Origin of the sequence: Aeromonas cavernicola (assembly GCF_002795305.1) — a bacterium.
Lineage (GTDB): Bacteria > Pseudomonadota > Gammaproteobacteria > Enterobacterales > Aeromonadaceae > Aeromonas > Aeromonas cavernicola.
Window position 1 is genome coordinate 1 of the sequence record NZ_PGGC01000144.1, and the last position, 1,846, is coordinate 1,846.

Sequence of the window (1,846 nt, forward strand, 5' to 3'; positions counted from 1 at the left end):
TATGCCACTACAGGAAGCTATGCCAGAGAGGTGCCGAGCGAGATGCATCTGACTGGGAAGATATTCACCCAGCGTATCGAGCGTAACAACCTGACGCTCAGAACGCGCATCAAGCGATTGGCTCGCAAGACCATCTGCTTCTCTCGTTCCATTGAGCTCCACGAGAAAGTGATTGGCGCCTTTATAGAAAGGCACCATTTCAACTGATTGGCGGCATTGCCCGTTTGGCTACGTTATATCTTTTATGGCCTCAATGAGCTTTCCTGTGTTAATGCTCTTTCGCATATGGATCAGTCCACGCATCAACTTTGCCGCTGTCAGCTTTTTTTTGGTTAGCCCCTGTAGTTCTTCAACCCACAGGTTTAATTCAACCCGTTCATCTGGGGTCAGCCTGATCGGGGTCGGCGATGTGCCGGTGGTTACGTTACGCCGGCTGCCGACCGTGGTTATTCTATCCGGTCGTTGACTTTCCTTCCGTCTTGTCAGCGAGGAACTTCCTTCAAGTTTTGACATTTGTATTACCTTTGTAATTCATTAATCTTATTTAATACTTCCGTCGCAAGCTCTTTGTAGTCCATTGTCGCAAGCGCGCTGGGGCGGTAATATCGAAGTGGCATACTTGTTACGCTGGCCTGCCCAATGGATTCTTCCCGTCGAATGCAGGAGTTAAGCACACCGCTTTTGTCGTTCGTTCCGACCCGATCCCGAAGTCCTTTCAGTTGCTCATCTAGGAACTCGTTAATCAGCTTATTTTGCTTGGCCCGCTCGTTCCTGAACGCAAAATAAGGGACGTTTTCTGTTTCCTTCACTTCTTCCAGGGCATCCAGTAGATCAGCTAAACCGTTGAGGCTAAATGACCCACCATCTACCGGGATCAAGAACATGTCGGCAGCCATCATTGCGTTGGTACTGGTCAGGCTGAGATTGGGGGGGCAGTCCAGCAGGATTATATCGAATTGGCCATCGAGCTTGTCCAGGTGGCGCATAAGGATCCGCTCGCGGTGTATCTGTGTAAGGCTTTGCTCGATGACTTTTGATAGGCGGATATCTGCCGGCACTAGGTAAAGATTAGGAATAGGCTCCTTATTGGCCTCTCCCTGGATAATTGTGGCCTGGATATCAACCCGCTTGGGCTTGTCGAACAAGTCGGCAACCGTCATGTTGAATTCATACCGTCCACCGGATAGGACTGTACTGAGGTTTCCCTGCGGGTCCAAATCGAACGCAAGCACTCGCTTCCCTAATTCTGCAAAACGAGCCGCTAGGTTAATCACTGTGGTGGTTTTACCGACCCCACCTTTCTGATTTATCACTGAAATCGTTGTTGTCATTACCTTATCTCAATAGTTGAACAGGATCCTGTGTAGTTCAAATGCAGTACATTTATAGTAGTATTTCAATCTATTTTTGCACTTCACATGTAATACATTTTATCTTGTTTTATAACACAGGAATGTATTTCATATGAAATGCATTTTCGCGAAATAATATGAAAGTATCTGACCCGTTGTTGGCAAGGAAGAGGGATGAGTGGTGGGTAACCGTTCACCGGCAGGGGCTTGACGCACACAATTCGGCTGGGATGGGGTAATCCGTTTTCTCGATGCAAGCCCGAACGATGGCGCGCAGCCACTCCTGGGGACAACGTCCCAAGCGTTTGGCTGTCTCCACCAACGACAGGATACGCTGGCCAAACAACTCGCCACGATGTGAGCACACGCCGTAGCTCCCTTTGCGCCACAACACATAGCCCCGCAGTGCTCGCTCTGCCTCATTGTTCGTCAGCGGGATATCGTCATCACTCATAAACCGCCACAGCATCTCGTCATCCTTGATGAGCCACTCG

General features: G+C 49.3%; 4 protein-coding genes. 1 reads left to right on the forward strand and 3 read right to left on the reverse strand.

Features of this window, described 5'->3' with window-relative positions:
* Window positions 1-207, forward strand: a 207-nt coding sequence (locus tag CUC53_RS14900; RefSeq protein WP_236757934.1) for an IS1 family transposase, incomplete at its 5' end; no start/stop codon positions are given.
* A gap of 21 nt (window positions 208-228) precedes the next feature.
* Here CUC53_RS14900 and CUC53_RS14905 read toward each other — a convergent pair.
* From CUC53_RS14905 to CUC53_RS14915, 3 genes are all read right to left on the reverse strand, one after another.
* Complete coding sequence (locus CUC53_RS14905; RefSeq protein ID WP_100294880.1) at window positions 229-513, reverse strand: hypothetical protein; 285 nt, start codon at window positions 511-513, stop codon at window positions 229-231.
* A gap of 5 nt (window positions 514-518) precedes the next feature.
* Window positions 519-1,331, reverse strand: coding sequence for a ParA family protein (locus CUC53_RS14910; RefSeq protein WP_100294881.1), 813 nt, complete (start codon window positions 1,329-1,331; stop codon window positions 519-521).
* A 214-nt stretch (window positions 1,332-1,545) separates the two neighbouring features.
* On the reverse strand, window positions 1,546-1,846 hold a 301-nt coding region (locus CUC53_RS14915; RefSeq protein WP_157798290.1), incomplete at its 5' end, for an IS66 family transposase.

What these genes read in the sequence shown, in the direction of transcription:
- CUC53_RS14905 (WP_100294880.1), bottom strand. Translation starts at nt 513, where the DNA reads ATGTCAAAACTTGAAGGAAGTTCCTCGCTGACAAGACGGAAGGAAAGT.
- CUC53_RS14910 (WP_100294881.1), bottom strand. Translation starts at nt 1,331, where the DNA reads ATGACAACAACGATTTCAGTGATAAATCAGAAAGGTGGGGTCGGTAAA.